5 protein-coding genes are annotated in these 2,937 nt (G+C 62.4%); all 5 read right to left on the reverse strand.

Annotation, left to right across the window (positions count from 1 at the left end; translation table 11 throughout):
- On the reverse strand, positions 1-321 hold a 321-nt coding region (tatB, locus tag E5W70_RS29980), incomplete at its 3' end, for a Sec-independent protein translocase protein TatB (RefSeq protein ID WP_292664899.1).
- A gap of 28 nt (positions 322-349) precedes the next feature.
- On the reverse strand, positions 350-571 hold the full coding sequence (locus tag E5W70_RS29985) for a twin-arginine translocase TatA/TatE family subunit (protein WP_292664900.1): 222 nt from the start codon (positions 569-571) through the stop codon (positions 350-352).
- Between the two features lie 178 nt (positions 572-749).
- On the reverse strand, positions 750-1,529 hold the full coding sequence (gene scpB, locus E5W70_RS29990; protein ID WP_292664901.1) for an SMC-Scp complex subunit ScpB: 780 nt from the start codon (positions 1,527-1,529) through the stop codon (positions 750-752).
- Positions 1,526-2,326, reverse strand: a complete 801-nt coding sequence (locus tag E5W70_RS29995; RefSeq protein WP_292664905.1) for a ScpA family protein — start codon at positions 2,324-2,326, stop codon at positions 1,526-1,528. The genes scpB and E5W70_RS29995 overlap by 4 nt, the downstream gene beginning before the upstream one ends.
- A 58-nt stretch (positions 2,327-2,384) precedes the next feature.
- A partial coding sequence (locus E5W70_RS30000) for a glycoside hydrolase family 3 N-terminal domain-containing protein (RefSeq protein ID WP_292664902.1) occupies positions 2,385-2,937 on the reverse strand: 553 nt, incomplete at its 5' end.

Here is a 2,937-nt window from a genome sequence, read left to right on the forward strand (position 1 = left end):
ATCCACGGCCGGCTTGGGTTTCATCACCGCGTCGACGCCGGAACGGACGTCGGCGGCGGCCTGCTCGAATGGATTGAGCTGCTTCCTGATCTCGGCTGCCGGATTGAGGCTTCTCAGCGAATCGACCGACTTCTTGACGTCATCGAGCTCGGCTTCCTTCAACGCATCATTGAACTGCCGCTGGAAATCGGACGCCATGGCGCGCAGCTTCGCCGTCGTGCGGCCGAAGGTGCGCAGCATGTTGGGCAAATCCTTGGGCCCGACGACCACGATCATGACGATCGCGATCACCAGCATCTCGGTCCAGCCGACTTCGAACATGGCTATACGTTCCGACTAAAGTTTGGGCTCAGCTTTTGCTGGCCTTTTCCTTCGGCACCGAAACGGTTTCGTCGGCACGGTGTTCGACGGTACGCTTGTCGTCGGCAGTCTCGTCGTCGGCCATGCCCTTCTTGAAGCTCTTGATTCCCTTGGCCATGTCGCCCATCAGCTCGGGGATCTTGCCGCGGCCGAAGACCAGCAGCACGATCACCAGAACGATCATCCAGTGCCAAATCGAAAATGAACCCATAGCAAATCTCTCTCGAACGGTTTCCCAGACGCTGATCTATGCGCTTTCGGGTTCGGATTCAAACAGAACTGCGACAGAGTTCATGAATGAGTGGCCGAAGTCACGCACTTTCGGCACGGCGGCCCGCTACCAATCGGCGCAGTTCCATCCTGCCTGTGGCTTTAAGATGGCGCTCGCCTCAATCTTCCGTGACGCGCGGCGTCAAAAGACCGAGTTCTTCGAGGTCGATGTCGGTCAGCGGATCCTCGTCGTCGGTGAGCGCATCAGGGTCGGCCGGCGGCAGCGGCACCGAGAAATTCGACGGCATGCGGCCGGACAGCAGCCCCGCACCCTTCAATTCCTCCATGCCGGGGAGATCGCGGATCTCCTCCAGCGCGAAATGGTCGAGGAAAATGTCGGTCGTGCCATAGGTGACGGGACGGCCGGGCGTACGGCGCCGGCCGCGCATCCTCACCCATTCGGTCTCCATCAGCGTGTCGAGCGTCCCCTTTGACGTCTCGACGCCGCGGATATCCTCGATCTCGGCACGCGTTACCGGCTGGTGGTAGGCGATGATCGCCAGCACTTCGAGGGCAGCGCGGGACAGCTTGCGCTGCTGCACCGTGTCACGGCTCATCAGGAAGGCGAGGTCGCCGGCGGTGCGAAACGCCCAGGCATCGCCGACGCGCACCAGATTGACGCCGCGCCGCGCATAGATCTGCTGCAGTTCGGCCATTGCCGCGGAAATGTTGATGCCGTCGGGCAGCCGTGAAGTGAGCTGTTTTTCGCTGACCGGCTCGGCGCTGGCGAATACGATCGCCTCGGCCATCCGTACGGCCTCCGCCATATGCAGCCGCTCGCCAGGATTCTGCGACAAATTCTGCCCCTGGTTTTGTGCCGGGTTCTCGGCGACCGCGCCTTGCTCGGCGTCGTCCTCGACCTTGAACGGAATGACCGAAGCGTTGGCGCGTTCGCTCATGATGTCACCTCGACTATCTTGATGGCCTGGGCGCGGCCGCGCAGATAAAGCGGCGCGAACACCTGGTCCTGCCGCATTTCCATCTTGCCTTCGCGCACCAGTTCCAGCGTCGCGGCAAACGAGCTGGCAACCGCGGTGCGCCGCTCTTCCGGGCCGGCCAGATATTCGACCAGGAAACTGTCGAGCGCCGTCCAGTCGCGCAGCGACCCGATCAGCCTGGTCAGCACGTCGCGCGCATCCTTGAGCGACCACACGCCGCGCCTGGCGATCGTCACATTGGTGATCGCCTGCTTCTGGCGCTGCTGGGCATAGGCGGTCAACAAATCGTAGAGCGAGGCCGAATAGGCATTGCGCTTCTCGACGATGACCATTTCCGGCATGCCGCGTGCAAAGACGTCGCGTCCGAGCCGGTTGCGGTTGACCAGCCGTGCCGCCGCGTCGCGCATCGCCTCCAGCCGCTTCAGCCGGAACTGCAGCACCGCCGCCAGTTCCTCGCCGCTTTCGCCTTCGTCGCCGGGCTGCTTGGGGATCAGGAGCTTCGACTTGAGAAACGCCAGCCACGCAGCCATCACCAGATAGTCGGCGGCAAGCTCCAGCCGCAGCGCCCTCACCTTCTCGACGAAGGCCAGATATTGTTCGGCCAGCGCCAGGATCGAGATGCGCGACAGGTCGACCTTCTGATTGCGGGCAAGATGTAGCAGAAGATCGAGCGGACCTTCGAAACCGGCGACATCGACGACCAACGCCGGATCGCCGGTCAGCCGGGAATCGTCGTTCTCGGCCCACAAGCGGTCCATCGGTGCGGCCTTGCCGGCCTTCAGGTCCAATGTTTCCGCCACTTCGCTTCCTTTGATGCTAGGCCACCGCGTCGAAATAACTGGCAAATTCGGCCCGAATCTCGGTCTCGTCCGCCACGTCACGGTTCTTGATATAGGTCAGCGCCCGCTCCGCGCGCTCAAACGACTTGCCTTCAAGCCCGGTCGTGCGCGACGCAATGCCGGCCATCTCCTCGAACACGCCGTTGCAGTGAAGGACCAGATCGCAGCCCGCCGCAAGGATAGCGGCCGCCTTTGACGGGAAATCCCCAGAAAGTGCCTTCATCGAGGTGTCGTCGCTCATCAACAGCCCGTCGAAGCCGATTTCGCCGCGAATGATCTTTTCGATGACCTTGCCGGATGTGGTGGCCGGGTTCTTCGGGTCGATCGCGCTATAGACGACATGCGCCGTCATCGCCATCGGCAAATGGTTGAGCTCCCTGAATGGCGCAAAATCATGCCGCTGCAAGTCGCCGATCGAGGCGTCGACGGTCGGCAGTTCGAAATGCGTGTCGGCGAAGGCCCTTCCATGGCCGGGAATATGCTTCATCACCGGCAGCACGCCGCCCGCCATCAGCCCTTCCGCCGCGGCG

The sequence above is a fragment of the Mesorhizobium sp. genome (assembly GCF_005063415.1).
Lineage (GTDB): Bacteria > Pseudomonadota > Alphaproteobacteria > Rhizobiales > Rhizobiaceae > Mesorhizobium.